This is a genomic window from Mesorhizobium sp. M0923 (assembly GCF_040319365.1).
In the GTDB taxonomy this organism is placed as follows: domain Bacteria; phylum Pseudomonadota; class Alphaproteobacteria; order Rhizobiales; family Rhizobiaceae; genus Mesorhizobium.
This window is the reverse complement of sequence record NZ_JAMYNW010000016.1, coordinates 40,058-59,229: the sequence shown is the minus strand read 5'-3', so window position 1 is coordinate 59,229 and position 19,172 is coordinate 40,058. Positions and strand designations below refer to the sequence as shown.

At 62.8% G+C, this 19,172-nt stretch carries 17 protein-coding genes; 14 read left to right on the top strand and 3 right to left on the bottom strand.

From position 1 onward, the window contains the following. The first annotated feature begins 273 nt into the window (after positions 1-273). Entirely contained in the window at positions 274-813 is a 540-nt protein-coding gene (locus NKH89_RS24425; RefSeq protein ID WP_023723103.1) for a protease inhibitor Inh/omp19 family protein, read from the top strand. 82 nt (positions 814-895) lie between these two features. Further along, positions 896-2,092, top strand: a complete 1,197-nt coding sequence (zapE, locus tag NKH89_RS24420; RefSeq protein WP_352790100.1) for a cell division protein ZapE — start codon at positions 896-898, stop codon at positions 2,090-2,092. 87 nt (positions 2,093-2,179) lie between these two features. On the opposite strand, the gene NKH89_RS24415 is transcribed toward zapE, so the two are convergent. Then, positions 2,180-2,608 (bottom strand): GNAT family N-acetyltransferase, encoded by a 429-nt coding sequence (locus NKH89_RS24415; RefSeq protein WP_031195456.1) that lies wholly within the window; start codon positions 2,606-2,608, stop codon positions 2,180-2,182. Between the two features lie 232 nt (positions 2,609-2,840). Between NKH89_RS24415 and mdh the strand changes: the two genes are divergently transcribed. The 12 genes from mdh to NKH89_RS24355 all read left to right on the top strand — a co-directional run bounded on the left by mdh (position 2,841) and on the right by NKH89_RS24355 (position 16,014). Further along, positions 2,841-3,809 (top strand): malate dehydrogenase, encoded by a 969-nt coding sequence (gene mdh / locus NKH89_RS24410; RefSeq protein WP_023723107.1) that lies wholly within the window; start codon positions 2,841-2,843, stop codon positions 3,807-3,809. Positions 3,810-3,850: 41 nt separating this feature from the next. Continuing rightward, positions 3,851-5,044, top strand: coding sequence for an ADP-forming succinate--CoA ligase subunit beta (gene sucC / locus NKH89_RS24405; protein WP_023723108.1), 1,194 nt, complete (start codon positions 3,851-3,853; stop codon positions 5,042-5,044). Positions 5,045-5,062: 18 nt separating this feature from the next. Further along, entirely contained in the window at positions 5,063-5,446 is a 384-nt protein-coding gene (locus NKH89_RS24400; RefSeq protein WP_023723109.1) for a hypothetical protein, read from the top strand. A gap of 18 nt (positions 5,447-5,464) precedes the next feature. Further along, complete coding sequence (locus tag NKH89_RS24395; RefSeq protein ID WP_023723110.1) at positions 5,465-5,836, top strand: cupin domain-containing protein; 372 nt, start codon at positions 5,465-5,467, stop codon at positions 5,834-5,836. A 49-nt stretch (positions 5,837-5,885) separates the two neighbouring features. Beyond that, complete coding sequence (gene sucD, locus NKH89_RS24390) at positions 5,886-6,788, top strand: succinate--CoA ligase subunit alpha (protein ID WP_023723111.1); 903 nt, start codon at positions 5,886-5,888, stop codon at positions 6,786-6,788. Positions 6,789-6,829: 41 nt separating this feature from the next. Beyond that, complete coding sequence (locus NKH89_RS24385; protein WP_023723112.1) at positions 6,830-7,576, top strand: hypothetical protein; 747 nt, start codon at positions 6,830-6,832, stop codon at positions 7,574-7,576. 36 nt (positions 7,577-7,612) lie between these two features. After that, a complete protein-coding gene (locus tag NKH89_RS24380) occupies positions 7,613-10,600 on the top strand; it encodes a 2-oxoglutarate dehydrogenase E1 component (protein WP_352910351.1) in 2,988 nt (995 codons plus the stop codon). Between the two features lie 48 nt (positions 10,601-10,648). Beyond that, a complete protein-coding gene (odhB, locus tag NKH89_RS24375; RefSeq protein ID WP_352548534.1) occupies positions 10,649-11,950 on the top strand; it encodes a 2-oxoglutarate dehydrogenase complex dihydrolipoyllysine-residue succinyltransferase in 1,302 nt (433 codons plus the stop codon). A 22-nt stretch (positions 11,951-11,972) separates the two neighbouring features. Beyond that, positions 11,973-12,500: a hypothetical protein gene (locus NKH89_RS24370; RefSeq protein ID WP_352910349.1), complete on the top strand. Its 528-nt coding sequence runs from the start codon at positions 11,973-11,975 to the stop codon at positions 12,498-12,500. Then, positions 12,497-13,246 (top strand): SDR family oxidoreductase, encoded by a 750-nt coding sequence (locus NKH89_RS24365; RefSeq protein ID WP_502896936.1) that lies wholly within the window; start codon positions 12,497-12,499, stop codon positions 13,244-13,246. Before NKH89_RS24370 ends, NKH89_RS24365 begins: the two co-directional genes overlap by 4 nt. A gap of 17 nt (positions 13,247-13,263) precedes the next feature. Beyond that, the gene (gene lpdA / locus NKH89_RS24360; protein ID WP_352910344.1) at positions 13,264-14,670 is read left to right on the top strand and encodes a dihydrolipoyl dehydrogenase; all 1,407 of its coding nucleotides are present in this window, start codon (positions 13,264-13,266) and stop codon (positions 14,668-14,670) included. A gap of 144 nt (positions 14,671-14,814) precedes the next feature. Beyond that, positions 14,815-16,014 carry an IS256 family transposase gene (locus NKH89_RS24355; RefSeq protein WP_352910341.1) on the top strand — a complete coding sequence of 400 codons (1,200 nt, stop codon included), beginning with the start codon at positions 14,815-14,817 and terminating at the stop codon, positions 16,012-16,014. Positions 16,015-17,043: 1,029 nt separating this feature from the next. Here NKH89_RS24355 and NKH89_RS24350 read toward each other — a convergent pair. Both NKH89_RS24350 and NKH89_RS24345 read right to left on the bottom strand, forming a co-directional pair. Next, complete coding sequence (locus NKH89_RS24350; protein WP_352910338.1) at positions 17,044-18,111, bottom strand: TraB/GumN family protein; 1,068 nt, start codon at positions 18,109-18,111, stop codon at positions 17,044-17,046. 84 nt (positions 18,112-18,195) lie between these two features. Continuing rightward, on the bottom strand, positions 18,196-19,134 hold the full coding sequence (locus NKH89_RS24345) for a tyrosine recombinase XerC (RefSeq protein WP_036245843.1): 939 nt from the start codon (positions 19,132-19,134) through the stop codon (positions 18,196-18,198). Between the last annotated feature and the right edge of the window lie 38 nt (positions 19,135-19,172).

The window sequence follows — 19,172 nt, the reverse complement described above, 5'->3', positions numbered from 1 at the left end:
CTCCCTGCAGTTTGCTGATCGCCAAGAGATAATGCCGGAGCCAGCTGGCGCAAGCATTTGAGGTGAACGTCAAGGATTTGGAGCCGGCGCGCCGTATCGCACCGACCCGGAGGTATCAGCCAGGCAATGTGCATTTTGCGATAAATTTGCAACATTAGCGGCGCAAACCGTATTTTAACCATATCGGGTTGAAATTTCGCCACCTTCTCCATCTTGGTGAGAGGGACATTGCGCGGACGGCACCCCCCAGCCGGATCCGACGGAGGTTGAAGAATGAGATTTTCGAAAACCGGCCTGCTGGCCGTATCGCTGGCCGCGCTCGTTGCGAGCGGCTGTTCAACCTCGCGGTTCTCATCAATGGACGAGCAGCAGCCGGCGCCGCTGGAAGCTGCGCCCGCCGGCAAGGTGACTGCAAACCAGCTGCCGCCCCCGGCGACACCCGGCCCGGCCGATCCGTCGAAATTTCCAACCGCGCCGCAGAACACCCAGGTCGCCTCGTTGCCGCCCGACGGGACGGCGCCGGCCGGCGCGGCCGACCTGACCGCCTCCAGCGTCGCCGGCGTGTGGAAGGCAAGCGTGTCCGGCCAGAGCTGTCAGGTGGCGACGCCGCAGACCAAATTCGGCTCGGGCTATCGCGCCGGACCGCTGCATTGCCCGGCGCCGCTCGACGGCATCAAATCCTGGAACGTCGCCGGCAAACAGCTGACGCTCTTTGACGAGAACGGCGGCACGCTGGCACGGCTCTATTCCTCGGGCGGCGAGAAATTCGACGGCCAGACTTCCAACGGCCTGCCGATCTCGCTAACAAGGTAATCGAACCGCCCCTATTGTTACGCAATTCCGGACGGAAAACCGTTATACACTTTCCTGGAATTGCTGCAGAACGACGTGACCGATGCATCTGCGTGACGGCCTCCAGACCCATGCGACCGTCAAGCAGCGCTACGACCATCTGGTCGAGACGGGCGCCATCGGGCGCGACCCGGCGCAGGAGCGGATCGCCGCTGCGCTCGACCGGCTGATCGACGAAATATCGGCAAAGCGGCTGGCGCATAAATCAAGCGCACTTGGGTGGCTGTTCGCCCGCAAGCGCGAAGTGCACGAGGCAGTCAAGGGCCTCTACATCCATGGCGGCGTCGGCCGCGGCAAAACCATGCTGATGGATATGTTCTTCGAGCTGCTGCCGGTGCGGCGCAAGCGCCGCGTGCATTTCAACGATTTCATGGCCGACGTGCAGGATCGCATCCAGAAGCACCGGCAGGCTCGCAAGAACGGCACGGCCAAGGAGGACGATCCGATCCCACCGGTGGCGCGCGCGCTGGCCGAGGAAGCCTGGGTGCTGTGCTTCGACGAGTTTTCGGTCACCGACATCGCCGATGCGATGGTCCTGTCCAGGTTGTTTTCGGCGTTGTTTGCCAATGGCGTGGTGCTGGTCGCCACTTCCAATGTCGCGCCGCAGGAGCTCTACCGTGACGGCCTGAACCGTCAGTTGTTCTTGCCGTTTGTTGCTATCTTGGAGCGCCACGCGCAGGTGCTGGCGCTGGACGCCGACAAGGATTACCGCCTCGACAAGCTCAGCCGCATGCCGGTCTACGTCACCCCGGCCGATGCCGCCGCCGACCATGCGCTCGACGACGCCTGGGCGGTGATGACGCATGGCAGGCCGACGGCCGAGACGATGCTGATGGTGAAGGGCCGGCATGTCGTAGTGCCGCGTGCTGCCGGCGAGGCGGCGCGGTTTTCCTTCGCTGATCTCTGCGAGAGGCCGCTCGGCGCCCGTGACTATCTTGCCATCGCCGGCCGTTTCTCGACCATCTTCATCGACCATGTGCCGGTGCTCGGCGAAGGCAAGCGCAACGAAGCCAAGCGCTTCATCCTGCTGGTCGATACGCTCTACGATCATCATGTGCGGCTGGTGATGAGCGCCGCAGCACCGCCGCCGCAGCTCTATACGGCCAAGCGCGGCAACGAGGTCTTCGAGTTCGAGCGCACCGCATCGCGGCTGATCGAGATGCAGAGCCACGACTGGCTGGAGGATTGGGTGGAAAGGCAGAAGGCGCGGGGATCATCGACAGAGGCGCGGCAGGCTTAGGGCTAGGAGCCCGATGCCCAGCAGGCTGATCTGCAGCGCTCCTTCACACCTGTCCAGCCATCGTTAAAAGGGTCCGTCCCGCCGCGTCTATAATCGATAAACATACATCACAAAATCCTCCGCCGGCCCATGCGGCACCTTTCGCGACTCGTAAAGTGCGCGAGCAGCAACATTGTCCGGCTCGGTGCCGACCCAGGCCTCCTCACAACCATGCTCGCGACCGAGTGCGAACATGGCGTCGAGCATCCTCGTCGCAATGCCCTGGCGTTGAAAGGCCGGCGCCACACCGACCTCGTCTATGTAGAGTTCGCTCACCTTGTCCGGGTGCCGGTGGACGATCGCGGCGCATTGGCCGATAACGACGCCGTCGGCGAGGGCCACGATCATGAAATGGCCGGGCGCCGCGAGATAGGCAGAGAGTCGATCCGGCCTGACCGGCTCATCGAAAACCTCGTCGGCAACCCGCATCACAAGGGCGTCATCGCCCGGAAATAGCCTTCTGATTTCAGATGCCATTGTGTAGAATTCCTCTAGCCGGCTTCAGAACTTTTACGTTTACGTAAGTCCCATTGTTTCTAACCGATTGAAATTACTCACTCCAAAATAATCGTTTGAATTTTTGCACGGCCGGGGCTATTGCGTGCGGCGAATTTCGCGGTTCCGCAGCATTCCGGCCTCTTCCTCCGACGCCGTCATCAAATCGTCAAGGATTTGGGCGCCGTCATAGTCAAAGGGAAAACATCCTGACATGGCACGCAACAAGATAGCGCTCATCGGCTCGGGCATGATCGGCGGCACCCTCGCCCACATGGTCGGCCTCAAGGATCTCGGCGACGTCGTGCTGTTCGATATCGCCGAAGGCATCCCGCAAGGCAAGGGGCTGGACATCGCGCAGTCGTCGCCGGTCGATGGGTTCGACTCCAGGCTGACCGGCGTCAACGACTATGCCGGCATCGAGGGCGCCGACGTCTGCATTGTCACCGCCGGCGTGCCGCGCAAGCCCGGCATGAGCCGCGACGATCTTCTGGGCATCAATCTGAAGGTGATGGAGCAGGTCGGCGCCGGCCTCAAGAAATACGCGCCGAAGGCCTTCGTCATCTGCATCACCAATCCGCTCGACGCCATGGTCTGGGCGCTGCAGAAGTTTTCCGGCCTGCCGAAGAGCCATGTCGTCGGCATGGCCGGCGTGCTCGACAGTTCGCGCTTCCGTTATTTCCTGGCCGAGGAATTCAAGGTCTCGGTCGAGGATGTCACCGCCTTCGTGCTCGGTGGCCACGGCGATTCCATGGTGCCGATGATCCGCTATTCCACCGTTGCCGGCATCCCGCTGCCCGACCTCATCAAGATGGGCTGGACCTCGAAGGAGCGGCTCGACCAGATCGTGCAGCGCACCCGCGACGGCGGCGCCGAGATCGTCGGCCTGCTCAAGACCGGTTCGGCCTTCTACGCGCCCGCCGCCTCGGCCATCGCCATGGCCGAAGCCTATCTCAAGGACAAGAAGCGGGTGCTGCCCTGTGCTGCCTTTCTTTCCGGCCAATATGGCGTCAAGAACACCTATGTCGGCGTTCCCGTGGTGATCGGCGCCGGCGGCGTCGAGCGTATCATCGAGATCGAACTGGCGAAAAGCGAACAGAAGATGTTCGACAGTTCGGTCGCCGCGGTGCAGGGTCTGTGCGACGCCTGCGTCAAGATCGCTCCGCATCTCGCGGCCAAATAAGCCGGCAACCAAGCCCGCCAAACAAGCTGGAGACATAGCGCATGAACATCCATGAGTATCAGGGCAAGGCGCTGCTGAAAGGTTTTGGCGCACCGGTGGCCGAGGGCGTGCCGGTGTTCAAGGCGAGCGAGGCGGAAGCCGCCGCCAAGGCGCTGCCCGGCCCGCTCTATGTGGTCAAGAGCCAGATCCATGCCGGCGGCCGCGGCAAGGGCAAGTTCACGGAGCTCGGCGCCGATGCGAAGGGCGGCGTCAGGCTGGCGAAGTCGGTGGCCGAGGTCGTCGCCAACGCCAAGGAGATGCTCGGCCATACGCTGGTCACCAAGCAGACCGGCCCGGCCGGCAAGCAGGTCAACCGGCTCTACATCGAGGACGGCGCTGACATCGAGCGCGAGCTCTATCTGTCGATCCTGGTCGACCGCTCGGTCGGGCGCGTCGCCTTCGTCGTCTCGACCGAGGGCGGCATGGACATCGAGGCGGTCGCCCACGACACGCCGGAAAAGATCATCACCGTCGCCATCGACCCGGAAAAGGGCGTGACGGCCGACGATGTGAACACGCTCAACGCCGCACTGAGGCTCGACGGCGACGCCGCCAAAGATGGTGGCACGCTGTTTCCGATCCTCTACAAGGCGTTTGTCGAGAAGGACATGAGCCTGCTCGAGATCAACCCGCTGATCGTCATGAAGAGCGGCCGGCTGCGCGTGCTCGACGCAAAAGTGTCGTTCGACAACAATGCGCTGTTCCGCCACCCGGACGTGCTCGAATTGCGCGACACCACCGAAGAGGACGAGAAGGAGATCGAGGCGTCGAAATACGACCTGGCCTATGTCGCGCTCGACGGTAATATCGGCTGCATGGTCAACGGCGCCGGCCTTGCCATGGCGACGATGGACATCATCAAGCTCTACGGCGCCGAGCCGGCCAACTTCCTCGATGTCGGCGGCGGCGCGTCTAAGGAAAAAGTGACGGCGGCGTTCAAGATCATCACCAAGGATCCAGCGGTCAAAGGCATTCTGATCAATATCTTCGGCGGCATCATGAAGTGCGACATCATCGCTGAGGGCGTCATCGCCGCGGTCAAGGAGGTCGGCCTGCAAGTGCCGCTGGTTGTGCGGCTGGAAGGAACCAATGCCGAGCTCGGCAAGAAGATCATCAACGACAGCGGGCTGAACGTAGTGTCGGCCGATGATCTCGACGATGCGGCCAAGAAGATCGTGGCGGCGGTGAAACACTGAGAAACTAGGAGCGTTGCGTTGGGTAGCTTCCCCATTCACTGGGAAGAAGAGGTTCAGAGCTTGGACCAGCTGCCCGACCGCAGCCCCTATTCGGTCGAGGAAATCGAACAATACCTTTGGGAGTGCCACTATCATTGGAAGCTGGACGAAAAACCGATGCACTACAAAGTGCGGGGCGTAGTCGCTGAGGAGACCGATAATTATCGACGTTTCTGGCTTTATCAGGTGTCAGATGAGATTGGGCGCGAGTGGTACGTCGTCGTCGGAGCAGGAAAGAGCCCGTTCAAACCTACGATGAAAATGAGAGCCTGGATGTATGGCAAAGAGAATGATCTCGGACATGCACCTGACCGTTTCCTGCGGGATGAGATTGATGAACAGCACGCTGCCGATGCCCGATGACGGAAAAGGAATGAGCCTGTGCCTCCGCACAAGATAAACCTCGTCGAGGCGGCGGATACGAAGATCAAGAAGGTCTTCGATCCGCATATTGCCGGCGACGTGAACGACAGCCAGGTCAAGATCGCCAAGTTCGGCGACGTCTTCGACTGGCACGCGCACGACAATGAAGACGAGGCCTTCCTGGTGCTGCGCGGCCGCATCGCCATCGATTTCCGCGACGGCACGGTGGAGCTTTCCAGCGGCGAGTTCATCGTCGTGCCGCGCGCCGTCGAGCACCGGCCGCGCTCGCTGAGCGAAGAACCTGTGGTGCTGATGTTCGAGCCGGCGACGACGCTCAACACCGGCAACGCCAAGAGCGACCTGACCGTCGCCGAGCTGAAGCGGTTGTGACGATGAGCGCGCGGCCTTCCCCGATCAACGGTTTTTGAAAAGGACCACCATGTCCATTCTCGTCGACAAGAACACCAAGGTGCTGGTGCAGGGCCTGACCGGCAAGACCGGCACGTTCCACACCGAACAGGCGCTGGCCTATCACGGCACGAAAATGGTCGGCGGCATCCATCCCAAGAAGGGCGGCGAGATCTGGACCGGCGCCAAGGGCGAGGCACTGCCGATCTTCGCCACCGTAGCCGAAGGCAAGGCGAAGACCGGCGCCAACGCTTCGGTCGTCTACGTGCCGCCGGCGGGTGCCGCCGAAGCGATCCTGGAAGCGATCCAGGCCGAGATCCCGCTGATCGTCTGCATCACCGAGGGCATACCGGTGATGGACATGATCAAGGTCAAGGCGAGGCTCGACCGCTCGAAATCGCGGCTGATCGGGCCGAACTGCCCCGGCGTGCTGACCCCCGACCAATGCAAGATCGGTATCATGCCCGGCAACATCTTCCGCAAGGGCTCGGTCGGCGTTGTTTCGCGCTCGGGAACGCTTACCTATGAGGCGGTGTTCCAGACCACCAATGTCGGTCTCGGCCAGACCACCGCCGTCGGCATTGGCGGCGATCCGGTCAAAGGCACGGAGTTCATCGACGTGCTGGAGATGTTCCTTGCCGACGATGAGACCAAGTCGATCATCATGATCGGTGAGATCGGCGGCTCGGCCGAGGAAGACGCCGCGCAGTTCCTCAAGGATGAGGCAAAGCGTGGCCGCAGCAAGCCGATGGCGGGCTTCATCGCCGGGCGCACGGCGCCGGCGGGCCGCACCATGGGCCATGCGGGCGCGGTCATCTCGGGCGGCAAGGGCGGCGCGGAAGACAAGATCGCGGCGATGGAATCGGCCGGCATCAAGGTATCGCCGTCGCCAGCACGGCTCGGTACGACACTGGTCGAGGCGATCAAGGGTTAAGAAAGTGAGCAGTCGAGCTTTCGAATGTCGATGAGCAGGACATGGAAGACGAGAAGCGCATCATCCTATGCATACCCGGCCCTTGGGAAGGCAGGTCGGCCTTTGTGCGCGCCGTTGCAGAGGCGTCGATGCCTTCAGCTGATTATGTGGCTGCGGGGATGATCGTGATGCACGGCCCGAGCAAAGCTGCGTTCGAGTTTGATTTCTGCGACCGCGACGAGGACATGACGAGAGCCTTCGCTAGCGCTGGCCTCGTCAACGAGCTCGGTAAGGATGTCATCGACAAAATCGCCTCGCATAGGAGCGTCGTCTACCTGCTTTCCACATCCCCACAAACGAAGGAAACGTCGATTTCCGTCGCAAAAGCGGCAGCCCATCTGATCAAGGCCGGCGGTCTTGGCGTGAAGGTCGAAACGGCCGGCAAGGCATTCTCAGCCGATCAATGGCTTGAACGCACAAGCGGTGATTTTGTTGAGATCTATGGACTGATGGTTCTGGATTCTGTCTCGGATGGCACGACGACCTACAGCTGCGGCATGCGTAATTTGGGGCTTTGGGATTCTATCGTTTCAGGTGACGAATTTCAGTCTGCCGTCAAGCTGCTTCGCGGCTTCAACATGTATCAACTTTACGAAAGCCCCGAGCTTTTGGCCGGTCAGACGTTTGGACTGGAAGCAGGCGCACCGCGATATCGTTTGAGTGTGGAGACGCAGCAGCCAGACGGGGAACACAATCTGTATACGAACCCTTTTGGCATGTGGCGGCTTAGCCGCGTGGTAGCGCATTAGGGATAGGGAGAACGGAGTAGCACTCCGCTAGGCAAAATGGCACGACAAGATCAAACCAACGACCAGTTTTCGCTTACCTCGTTTCTCTATGGCGGCAATGCCGACTATATCGACGCGCTTTATGCCGCTTATGAGGACGATCCCGCGTCGGTCGATCCCGAATGGCAGGACTTTTTCGCGGCGCTGAAGGACGACGCTGGCGACGTGCGCAAGAATGCCAAGGGCGCCTCATGGGCCAAGCCCTCCTGGCCGATGCAGGCCAACGGCGAGCTTGTCTCGGCGCTGGACGGCAATTGGGGCCTGGTCGAAAAGCACATCGAAAAGAAGGTGAAGGACCGAGCAGCCGGCAACGGCGCAGCGCTTTCCGACGCCGACGTGCATCAGGCGACGCGCGATTCCGTCCGCGCCATCATGATGATCCGCGCCTTTCGCATGCGCGGCCACCTGCATGCCAATCTCGATCCGCTCGGCATTGCCAAGCCGCTCGAGGATTATAACGAGCTGTCGCCGGAGAATTACGGCTTCACCGAAGCCGATTACGACCGGCCGATCTTCCTCGACAATGTGCTCGGGCTGGAATTCGGCACCATCCGGCAGATGCTCGACATCCTGACCCGGACCTATTGCTCGACGCTCGGCGTCGAATTCATGCATATCTCCGATCCCGAGGAGAAGGCCTGGATCCAGGCGCGCATCGAGGGCGCCGACAAGGAGATCTCCTTCACCGCCACCGGCAAGAAGGCGATCCTGCAAAAGCTGGTCGAGGCCGAAGGCTTCGAGCAGTTCATCGACGTCAAGTACAAGGGAACCAAGCGCTTCGGCCTCGATGGCGGCGAGTCGCTGATCCCGGCGCTGGAGCAGATCGTCAAGCGCGGCGGCCAGCTCGGCATGAAGGAGATCGTGCTCGGCATGGCGCATCGCGGCCGGCTGAACGTTTTGTCGCAGGTGATGGCCAAGCCGCACCGCGCCATTTTCCACGAGTTCAAGGGCGGCTCGGCCGCGCCCGACGAGGTCGAAGGCTCGGGCGACGTGAAGTACCATCTCGGTGCCTCATCCGACCGCGAGTTCGACGGCAACAAGGTGCATCTGTCGCTGACCGCCAACCCATCGCATCTGGAAATCGTCGATCCGGTGGTTATGGGCAAGGCGCGCGCCAAGCAGGACTATCTGTTTGGCCGCAGCCGCGAGGAGATCGTGCCGCTGGAAGAGCGCGCCAAGGTGCTGCCGCTGCTGCTGCATGGCGATGCGGCCTTTGCCGGCCAGGGCGTGATTGCCGAAATCCTCGGCCTGTCTGGCCTGCGTGGCCACCGCGTCGCCGGCACGCTGCATTTCATCATCAACAACCAGATCGGCTTCACCACCAACCCGCGCTTTTCGCGTTCGTCGCCCTATCCGTCCGACGTGGCCAAGATGATCGAGGCGCCGATCTTCCACGTCAATGGCGACGATCCGGAAGCCGTGGTCCATGCCACCAAGGTGGCGATCGAATTCCGCATGAAGTTCCACAAGCCTGTCGTGGTGGACATGTTCTGCTACCGCCGCTTCGGCCACAATGAGGGCGATGAGCCGGCCTTCACCCAGCCGATCATGTATCGCAAGATCCGCAACCAGAAGACGACCATGCAGATCTATGCCGACCGGCTGATCGCCGAAGGCCATATCAGCCAGGCCGAGCTCGAAAAGATGAAGGCCGACTGGCGGGCGCATCTCGAGCAGGAATTCGAGGTCGGCCAGCACTATAAGCCGAACAAGGCGGACTGGCTGGACGGCGCCTGGTCCGGCCTGCGCTCGGCCGACAACCAGGACGAACAGCGGCGCGGCAAGACCGCGGTACCGGTCAAGACGCTGAAGGAGATCGGCAAGAAGCTGACCGAGGTGCCGAAGGATTTCGAGGCACACAAGACGATCATCCGCTTCCTCGACAACCGCCGCCAGGCGATCGAATCGGGCGAAGGCATCGACTGGTCGACGGCCGAGGCGCTGGCCTTCGGCGCCATCCTGCTCGACGGCAATCCGATCCGGCTGTCCGGACAGGATTCGGAGCGCGGCACCTTCTCGCAGCGCCATTCCGTGCTCTACGACCAGCGCGACGAGACCCGCTACATCCCACTCAACAATCTGTCGGCGGCGCAGGCCGGGTTCGAGGTCATCAACTCGATGCTGTCGGAAGAGGCCGTGCTCGGCTTTGAATATGGCTACTCGCTGGCTGAGCCGAAGGCGCTGACGCTGTGGGAAGCGCAGTTCGGCGACTTCGCCAATGGCGCCCAGGTGGTATTCGACCAGTTCATCTCGTCGGGCGAGCGCAAGTGGCTCAGAATGTCGGGCCTCGTCTGCCTGCTGCCGCACGGCTATGAAGGCCAGGGGCCGGAGCATTCGTCGGCCCGGCTCGAGCGCTTCCTGCAGCTTTGCGCGGAAGACAACATGCAGGTCGCCAACGTCACGACGCCGGCCAACTACTTCCACATCTTGCGCCGGCAATTGAAGCGGGACTTCCGCAAGCCGCTGATCCTGATGACGCCGAAGTCGCTGCTGCGCCACAAGCGGGCGGTGTCGACGCTGCCGGAAATGTCGGGCGAAAGCGCCTTTCACCGGCTGTTGTGGGACGACGCCCAGCTGCTGTCGGGCCAGGCCATCAAGCTCACCAAGGATTCGAAGATCCGCCGTGTCGTGCTCTGTTCGGGCAAGGTCTACTACGACCTCTACGAAGAGCGCGAGAAGCGCGGCATCAACGACGTCTACCTGCTGCGCGTCGAGCAGCTCTATCCGTTCCCGGCCAAGGCGCTGATCACCGAACTGTCGCGCTTCCGCAATGCCGAGATGGTGTGGTGCCAGGAGGAGCCCAAGAACATGGGCGCCTGGTCGTTCATCGATCCGTATCTCGAATGGGTGCTGGCGCATATCGACGCCAAGCACCAGCGGGTGCGCTATACCGGCCGGCCGGCCGCCGCCTCGCCGGCGACCGGATTGATGTCGAAGCATCTCGCCCAGCTTGCCGCCTTGCTCGACGACGCGCTTGGTGAATAGAACAGAACTGGGCGGATAAAATAGAACCGAAAGAAACGGACAGGCACAATGGCAACCGAAATCCGCGTCCCGACACTTGGTGAATCCGTCACCGAGGCGACCATCGGCAAATGGTTCAAGAAGGTCGGCGACGCGATCGCCGCCGATGAGCCGCTGGTCGAACTCGAAACCGACAAGGTGACGGTGGAAGTGCCGGCCGCCGCCGCGGGCACGCTCAGCGAGATCGCCGTCAAGGAAGGCGAGACGGTTGGCGTCGGGGCGCTGCTCGGCACGATTTCGGCAGGCGCCGGCGCAGCAGCCAATGCTGCCGCCGCTCCGGCAGCGAAGCCGGACGCGGTGTCGCAGGCCTCGGCTCCGACCGCGGCCTCGAGCGTCCAGCAGGCCGCGGCCGAGACGGCCAAGATCGCCGGCGACGCCGGCGCGATTGAGACACGCACAATGCCGCCGGCGCCGTCGGCGGCAAAGCTGCTGGCCGAGCACAATCTTGCGGTCGACCAGGTCTCGGGCTCGGGCAAGCGCGGCCAGGTGCTGAAAGGCGACGTGCTCGACCTGATCGCCAGGGGCGCGCCGTCGCAGCCGGCCGAAATGCCAAAGGCAGCACCTGTGCCGGCACCTGTCGCCGCGCGCGCGCCGTCCTCGGCCGACGATGCGTCGCGCGAGGAGCGCGTGCGCATGACCAAGCTGCGCCAGACCATCGCGCGCCGCCTCAAGGAAGCGCAATCGACCGCCGCGATGCTGACCACCTTCAACGAGGTCGACATGAGCGCGGTGATGGCGCTGAGGAGCAAATACAAGGACGTGTTCGAGAAGAAGCACGGTGTGAAGCTCGGCTTCATGGGTTTCTTCACCAAGGCCGTCACCCATGCGCTGAAGGAGATCCCGTCCGTCAACGCCGAGATCGACGGCACCGACATCATCTTCAAGAACTACGCCCATATCGGCGTCGCCGTTGGTACCGAAAAAGGCCTTGTCGTGCCGGTCGTGCGCAATGCCGACCAGATGTCCATCGCCGAAATCGAGAAGGACATCGGCAGGCTCGGGCTTGCGGCGCGCGACGGCAAGCTATCGGTTGCGGATATGCAAGGCGGCACGTTTACGATTTCCAACGGTGGCGTTTACGGGTCGCTGATGTCGACGCCGATCCTCAATGCGCCGCAGTCGGGCATTTTGGGCATGCACAAGATCCAGGAGCGGCCGGTGGTGGTCGGCGGCCAGATCGTCATCCGGCCGATGATGTATCTGGCGCTGTCCTACGATCACCGCATCGTCGACGGCAAGGAAGCGGTGACGTTCCTGGTGCGGGTCAAGGAAAGCCTGGAGGATCCCGAGCGGCTGGTGCTCGACCTCTAGGGCGGCCCGAGTGAGCCGGAGAATGGATCTGCGCCACCGGATGGGTTCCTCTCGTTTCCGGTCCGGTTTGTTTGTCACGATCTCCGCACTCGGCGTGCAGACGGTCTCCGCTGCGCTTGCCGCCTGCCCGCTCGAACTGGCCGTCTACGGCGACACTGAAAACGCAGCCGAGATCGATTTCAGGCCAACCGGCGAATCGGCCGCCGTCACCAACAGTTTCAAGATGGTGCTCGACAAGGGCGTCGTGCTCGACGGCATCGTCATGTGGACGGAGGGCGTGGCGCGGCCGCATGGCTCACTGATGTACAAATGCCCGGCCGGCGACGTCACCGGCGACGAGCTCGCCGCTTGCACCGTGTGGGAGGGGGTCATCTATACGGCCGACGACCAGGGCAACATCGCGTTGCTGCCGGGCGAAGGAAAGGATGCGCCGAAGAAGCTGATCCTTCCCGATCTGGGAGCGTCGTTGCAGATGTCGGCGGCCTATGGCGCCAACGGCTTTTCCAAGGTGCCCTGGGACGTCTTTGCCCTGAAAGGATGTCAGGAATGAGCGGAAAAATCCTGCTGGTGACCGGCGGCAGCCGCGGCATTGGCGCCGCTACATGCAGGCTTGCCGCCAAGGCCGGCTACCGCATTGCGGTCAATTACGCGTCGAATGCAAAAGCGGCCGAAACGGTGGTCGCCGACATCGAGGCCGGCGGCGGAGAAGCCTTTGCCCTCAAGGCCGATGTCGGCAGCGAGACGGATGTGCTGGCCATGTTCGAGGCGGTCGAAGACCGCTTCGGCGGGCTTGATGCGCTGGTCAACAATGCCGGTGTCGTCGACAGCCTGTCACGGGTCGACGAGATGTCGTTCGCGCGGCTCGAGCGCATGATGCGGATCAATGTGATTGGGCCGATGCTTTGCGCACGCGAAGCGGTGAAGCGCATGTCGACCAGAAATGGCGGCAAGGGCGGCGCCATCGTCAATTTGTCTTCGATCGCGGCAAGGCTTGGCGGGGCAGGTCAATATATCGACTACGCAGCCTCCAAGAACGCGATCAACGCCTTCACTGTCGGCCTGGCGCGGGAAGTGGCCGAGGAAGGCGTCCGTGTCAACGCCGTCAGCCCGGGCATCATCGACACCGAAATTCATGCCTCCGGCGGGCAGCCGGATCGCGCCGAGAGAATGCGCAAGGTGGTGCCCATGCAGCGCGCCGGCACCGCCGAGGAAGTCGCAGCCGCAATTCTCTGGCTGGTGTCGGACGAGGCGTCCTACACGACAGGCGCCAATCTGGAAGTCGGCGGCGGCCGCTAAAGCAAAGGGACAGTATCATGGCCTATGACGTCGTTATCATCGGATCGGGACCGGGCGGCTATGTCTGCGCCATCAAGGCGGCGCAGCTCGGCCTGAAGACGGCGGTGGTCGAAAAGAATCCGACCTTCGGCGGCACCTGCCTCAACATCGGCTGCATCCCGTCGAAGGCGCTGCTGCATGCGTCCGAGATGTTTGCCGAGGCCGGCCATTCCTTCGATGCGCTTGGCGTCGAGATCGGCGCGCCCAAGCTCAACCTTGGGAAGATGATGGCACACAAGGATGCGACCGTGACGGCCAACGTCAATGGCGTCGCCTTCCTGTTCAAGAAGAACAAGATCGACAGTTTTCGTGGCACCGGCAAGGTAGTTGCGGCCGGCAAGGTGTCGGTGACCTCCGATGACGGCAAGGTCGAGGAGATCGAGACCAAGAACATCGTCATCGCCACCGGCTCCGACGTCGCCGGCATTCCCGGCGTCAAGGTCGATTTCGACGAGAAGGTGATCATCTCGTCGACCGGCGCGCTGTCGCTGGACAAGGTGCCGGGCCATCTGGTGGTGGTCGGCGGCGGTGTCATCGGTCTGGAGCTCGGCTCGGTATGGGCGCGGCTCGGCGCCAAGGTCACCGTGGTCGAGTTCCTCGACACCATCCTGGGCGGCATGGATGGCGAGGTCTCCAAGCAGTTCCAGCGCCTGCTGTCGAAGCAGGGCTTTGAGTTCAGGCTGGGCGCCAAGGTGACCGGCGTCGCCAAGGCCAAGAAGGGAGCGACGGTCACCTTCGAGCCAGTCAAAGGCGGGGCGGCCGAGACGATCGAGGCCGACGCCGTGCTGATCGCGACGGGACGACGGGCCTATTCGGACGCTCTCGGGCTTAAGGAGGCAGGCGTCGACGTCGACGAGCGCGGCTGGGTCAAGACCGACGGCCATCTCAGGACCAACGTCCCCGGTATCTACGCCATCGGCGATGTCATCGCCGGCCCGATGCTCGCCCACAAGGCCGAGGACGAGGGCGTGGCGGTGGCCGAAACCATTGCCGGCCAGGCCGGGCATGTGAACTATGACGTGATTCCGAGCGTCGTCTACACCACGCCGGAAATCGCTTCGGTCGGCAAGACCGAAGAAGAATTGAAGAAGGCCGGCGTCGACTACAAGGCGGGAAAATTCCCGTTCAGCGCCAATGGCCGGGCGCGCGCCATGCTGCACACCGACGGCTTTGTGAAAATCCTGGCCGACAAGGCCAGCGACCGCGTGCTCGGCGTCCACATCGTCGGCTTCGGCGCCGGCGAGATGATCCACGAGGCGGCGGTGCTGATGGAATTTGGCGGCTCGTCGGAAGACCTAGCCCGCACCTGTCACGCCCATCCGACAATGTCGGAGGCGGTCAAGGAGGCGGCATTGGCGACGTTCTTCAAGCCCATCCATATCTGAGCAAACGCGGTGAATCGCAAAGGATAGTGTCCTGAAGGTTCTGCAAAAAGTTTTGGAGAGAGAACGGCGCTTGCTCTGAAGGGCGAGCGGCCATGGCACGGTGGTGACGTTGCAATCACCGATTCCCGTGGAAGGGGAAGTGCCATGACCAATCGAGAAGTTAAACTGAGCAGGGGCGAGTTGAAAGCGTTGCTGCTGTCGGATGAGGACGGCTTTCGCCAGGTATTGCAGACTGTCGTGCAGGAGGCTCTGGAAGCCGAGATGACGGAGGCGATCGGGGCCGAGAAAGGCGAGCGGACGGCGGAGCGGGTGAGTTACCGGTCCGGGTATTACGAGCGCAAGCTGGTGACGCGGGTTGGGGTGCTGGAACTTCGCGTTCCGCAGGATCGGACGGGCCGGTTCTCGACGGAGTTGTTTGAGCGCTATCAGCGTTCGGAGAAGGCCTTGGTGTCGGCGCTGGTCGAGATGTACGTACAAGGCGTTTCGACCCGCAAGGTGAAGGCGGTGAGGGAGGAATTGTGCGGCCACTCTTTCTCGGCCTCGACGGTGAGCGAGGCGACGATGCGGCTGGATGAGGCGCTCAAGGCGTTCTTCACGCAGCGGCTCGAGGAAAGCTATCCGTATCTCATCTTGGACGCGCGCTATGAACGGGCTCGCGAGGCGGGCGTGATCGCCAGCCAGGCGGTGCTGGTGGCGATCGGCGTGGATTGGGAGGGCCGGCGCCAGGTCCTGGGCGTGGAGCTGGCCAACCGGGAGAGCCATTCGAGCTGGCGCGAGTTCGTGACGGGGCTCAAGAATCGCGGGCTCGCCGGCGTCGAGTTCGTCGTCTCCGACGACCATCCGGGGCTCAGGGCGGCAATCCGCGAAGTGCTGCCCGAAGCGGTCTGGCAGCGCTGCTACGTGCACTTCCTCAGAAACGCGCTCGACTACGTGCCGCGCAAGGTCGACGACGATTGCCTGATGGAGCTCAGATGGTTCTACGACCGGCGCGACCTTGCCGAGGTCAAACGCGACCTGGCGCAGTGGATCGCCAAATGGCAGGCCAAATACCCGAAGCTGGTCAACTGGGTGGAAGACAACATCGAGGAGACGCTGAGCTTCTATCGGCTGCCGCTTGCCCACCACAAGCACATGAAGTCGACGAACATGCTGGAGCGGCTGAACCAGGAGATCAAGCGGCGCACCCTGGTCGTTCGCATCTTCCCCAACCCGCGGAGCTGCCTGCGGCTGGTTCGGGCATTGGCGGTCGAGATCCACGAGAACTGGCTCGAGGCGACCCGCTATCTCAACATGGATCATCTGCGCGAGCACAAGAAGGAGAGCCTGAGAGCATTGGCCGCCTGAGCACCGCCGTGTGTCCGCCGCTCCGCTAAACACGGGGGCTGCGCGGCGGACACGCCGACGTCACAGCTACTGCCACGCCATTTTTGCAGAACTTGACGCACACAACTTCGCAAAGCTTAGAGATTGGCTGAAACATCCGCGATTCGTCATCCCAGGGCGGAGCAGGAGCGGAGCGATGTCGCGGAGACCCTGGGATCCATGCCGTTACCTAAGCGGCAGTGTTCCGGCGAACCAGAATCGAGTGCCTCTTCGCATCGGCTGGTAACCGGTGATTCTGCACCACTGCATTCTTCGGCGGATGTCACGGCATGGATCCCAGGGTCTGCGCTCCGCTTCGCGTTCGCTCCGCCCTGGGATGACGAAGCCATCGACGGCTGTTCCCAAAAACAAAACGGCCCGCCTTTCAGCGGGCCGTTCATATATTAAGTCGGCAGTCTGATTACTGAGGGGCCGGTGCTGGTGCCGGGGCCGGGGCCGGGGCTGGCGCGGGTGCAGGTTCTGCCGGAGCGGGAGCCGGAGCGGGTGTTGCCGGAGCTGGCGCAGGAGCCGGTTCGGCTGGCTTCATCGGCTCGGCAGGTGCTGGAGCCGGAGCCGGTGTGCTGGCTGCGGGCGGTTCGGCAGGCGCAGGTGCCTCGCTACGTCTTCCAAAAACATAATAGGCGACAATTGCCAGGATAACGACGACCAGGGCAATCAGCCAGCCGCTGCCGCCGCCGCGTGGCCGTGCGGTACCCGGTGAGGTGAATGGGTCGTTCGGATTGGGTGTGTTCGCCATAAAAGTGTCCTCCGTGGATGAAAAACATCAAGTAATAGCCATCAACGTACAATCGTTGAATCGGTTTCACATTAGGCGTTGAAAACGCCGAAAACAGGGCAATTCTGATCCGGAATCGCTTGCAGGCATGCATTTCCACCGCAAAATGGGTTCGATCGAGCCAAACCGAACCTTTTTCAGTTTCTTGGCACGAAGCGCGGGTGGTCCGCCGTCGCGCCACGGCAATGATTCGGTGTGCAACTCCGCCGTGTTGTTCAGTTGACGGCGGTCACCGTGTAGCCGGTCTTGCGGAAACCCTCGACCAAGCCTTGCGCGCCGGGAAGGTGCATGGCGCCGACCGCCATGAAGACATTGCCGTGGGCGAGGATCGGCGCTGCCCGATCGACCATCACCTTGTTGCGGCTGGTGATCATGGTCTGCTCGAATTCGGCGTAACCCGATTGGTCGTCGACCTGTTCGGGGATGACGGCCCGAAACAGCGGTACGTACATGCCAGTGTCGCCACGCCGGTAAAGCACGATCATGGTTTCGTTGACGTCGTTCACCTTGTCGCCAAGCTTCAGCGTATCGACCAGCCCCTTCAGGTGAAAGGCGATCGGCAGCGAAGCCATGGCGCGCAACTGGTCGGCGATTGTCTCCAGCCCCTCGACTGATTTGCCCGAAGCCTCGGCGTCCTTGGCAAGCTTGACGTCGAGCACCGGTGCGCCGCCAGCTTGGCGGGCGACTTCGCATGCAGGCAGCGCCACCATCGCCGACAGCAACCAGGGCTTCATCTTGGCGACGGTCGCTGCCGGGATGCCACGCGCATCGAGCGCCTTGTTGACCACCGCCGCATCCTGCGGCGACAGCAGCGACGAAAGCGTCGTCTTGTCGGTGAACATCATCAGATCCGGCTCTTTCAGCAGTGCGGCCATCATCTTCTGCTTGTCGAGCACTTCGGTGGTCTCGATGATGACGGTGCCAGCCGCATCGAATGCCTTCTGCGCGGCGGGCGGCAGCGTGGTGACGCGCGGGTCGGTAACGTGCATGGTGCCGAACAGGAAAGACGGTTTTTCGCCTGATTTTTCGAGCTTCCACAGCAGGCCCTTGCCGTTCGGCGTCACTGCCGCGTCCGCCTCGATCTTGCGGTAGGTGGCCGGGTCGTCCTTTTGCAGCGCGCCCAGCATATCGGTACCGGCGCAGACCGGGATCTCGGCGCGTGCCTTGCCTGCGGCGAGCAGCGCGATGATGAGGAAGGAGAGGAAAAACAGGGCGTTGAGCGCGACAAGCAGCTTCAGCGACACATGGGTCGCGCGGTCGGCGATGGCGATGAGGCGTTTCATGCTGCGGTTCTAGGCGCAAAAAGCGGCAAAACGGTTAATCGGCGCATCAAAATTGTTGCGAGATGGCCACCAATCAAGCATCCATCACGCACGCGGATGAGCTGCTTCGTAAATCTCGAGCAGCCTGGCGGTGTCGACACCGGTGTATATCTGGGTTGTCGACAGGCTGGCGTGGCCGAGCAACTCCTGGATGGTGCGCAGGTCGCCGCCGCGCCCAAGCAGATGCGTTGCAAAGGAATGGCGCAGCGCATGCGGCGTCGCCGTGTCGGGCAGGTTGAGCGCCGAGCGCAGCTTGGCCATGTCGCGCTGAACGATTGCCGGGTTCAGCGGGCCGCCGCGGGCACCGCGAAACAGCACGCCCTTGGGATCGAGATGATAGGGACACAAGCGGCGGTATTCGGCAATCGCCCGCAGCGCCACCGGCAGCACCGGCACCAACCGCGTCTTGCCGCCCTTGCCGGTGACGCGCAGCACGGTCTCACCAGGCGAGGACAGATCGGCGCCCGACAGGCCGAGCGCCTCGGAAATGCGCAAGCCGGACCCATAGAGCAGGGTCAGCACGGCGGCGTTGCGCGCGGCGATCCACGGCTCCTCCGCCAGTTGGCCTTCCACCGAGACGACGTGTTTTGCATCGCTTGCGGTCAGCGGCTTGGGCAGCGATTTCGGCTGCCGCGGCGCGCGCAAGGCTGCCGCACCTGCCGCATTGGCGAGGCCGCGCCGTTCCAGGAAACGCAGCAGCGAGCGGATGCCGGCTAGGCCGCGCCCGAGCGTGCGGGCGCCGGCGCCCTCGGTACGGCGGGCAGCGAGAAAGCCGCGCAGATCGGCGGGGCGCAGATCGGCGATGTCGGAAATGCCGGGCGAGCCGCCGCAATGGCCGGTCAGGAAATGCAGGAACTGGCGCGTGTCGCGCTCATAGGCCTCGACGGTTTCGGGCGACAGCCGTCGTTCGCGCGCCAGCATCTTCAGCCAGGCCTCGCGCGCCGCCTGTAGATCGGGTTTTGCCGGTATGAGGAATTCCTGCATTGCGCTCTTCCAGTTCTCCGCCATCTTCCGGCACGCGG

Bases quoted from the DNA above. Each gene is read 5' to 3' on its own strand.
- NKH89_RS24350 (WP_352910338.1), bottom strand. From the start codon at position 18,111: ATGAAACGCCTCATCGCCATCGCCGACCGCGCGACCCATGTGTCGCTG.
- NKH89_RS24370 (WP_352910349.1), top strand. From the start codon at position 11,973: ATGGATCTGCGCCACCGGATGGGTTCCTCTCGTTTCCGGTCCGGTTTG.
- NKH89_RS24380 (WP_352910351.1), top strand. From the start codon at position 7,613: ATGGCACGACAAGATCAAACCAACGACCAGTTTTCGCTTACCTCGTTT.
- mdh (WP_023723107.1), top strand. From the start codon at position 2,841: ATGGCACGCAACAAGATAGCGCTCATCGGCTCGGGCATGATCGGCGGC.
- NKH89_RS24345 (WP_036245843.1), bottom strand. From the start codon at position 19,134: ATGCAGGAATTCCTCATACCGGCAAAACCCGATCTACAGGCGGCGCGC.
- NKH89_RS24425 (WP_023723103.1), top strand. From the start codon at position 274: ATGAGATTTTCGAAAACCGGCCTGCTGGCCGTATCGCTGGCCGCGCTC.
- NKH89_RS24385 (WP_023723112.1), top strand. From the start codon at position 6,830: ATGGAAGACGAGAAGCGCATCATCCTATGCATACCCGGCCCTTGGGAA.
- sucC (WP_023723108.1), top strand. From the start codon at position 3,851: ATGAACATCCATGAGTATCAGGGCAAGGCGCTGCTGAAAGGTTTTGGC.
- zapE (WP_352790100.1), top strand. From the start codon at position 896: ATGCATCTGCGTGACGGCCTCCAGACCCATGCGACCGTCAAGCAGCGC.
- NKH89_RS24415 (WP_031195456.1), bottom strand. From the start codon at position 2,608: ATGGCATCTGAAATCAGAAGGCTATTTCCGGGCGATGACGCCCTTGTG.
- NKH89_RS24365 (WP_502896936.1), top strand. From the start codon at position 12,497: ATGAGCGGAAAAATCCTGCTGGTGACCGGCGGCAGCCGCGGCATTGGC.
- NKH89_RS24355 (WP_352910341.1), top strand. From the start codon at position 14,815: ATGACCAATCGAGAAGTTAAACTGAGCAGGGGCGAGTTGAAAGCGTTG.
- sucD (WP_023723111.1), top strand. From the start codon at position 5,886: ATGTCCATTCTCGTCGACAAGAACACCAAGGTGCTGGTGCAGGGCCTG.
- odhB (WP_352548534.1), top strand. From the start codon at position 10,649: ATGGCAACCGAAATCCGCGTCCCGACACTTGGTGAATCCGTCACCGAG.
- lpdA (WP_352910344.1), top strand. From the start codon at position 13,264: ATGGCCTATGACGTCGTTATCATCGGATCGGGACCGGGCGGCTATGTC.